The organism is Pseudoalteromonas piscicida, assembly GCF_002744175.1.
Taxonomy (GTDB): Bacteria; Pseudomonadota; Gammaproteobacteria; order Enterobacterales; family Alteromonadaceae; genus Pseudoalteromonas; species Pseudoalteromonas piscicida_B.
Genome location: NZ_NKHF01000148.1, coordinates 1 through 236, shown reverse-complemented (window position 1 = coordinate 236; position 236 = coordinate 1). Strand labels below are relative to the sequence as shown.

Genomic DNA, 236 nt, shown 5'->3' with positions numbered 1-236 from the left:
CCACACCCTCAGCATGGTAGGAGGTGGTTTACCCGCCGATTTGTGTGAGTCGAAGACGCCAAAGATCAAACAAATACCTCGCGAGATAAACTCGCTGCCACCACAGTCTCAACATGGTAGGAGGCGGTTTACCCGCCGATTTATGTGTATACACATCCAGTCGAAGACGCCAAAGATCAAACAAACACCTCGCGAGATAAACTCGCTCCCACCACACCCTCAACATGGTGGGAGGT

At 51.7% G+C, this 236-nt stretch carries 1 protein-coding gene; it reads right to left on the bottom strand.

All coding sequences use genetic code 11. The features are described from left to right. Positions 1 to 28: 28 nt before the first annotated feature. The coding region (locus CEX98_RS23125; protein WP_206780902.1) for a hypothetical protein at positions 29 to 236 on the bottom strand (208 nt) is incomplete at its 5' end.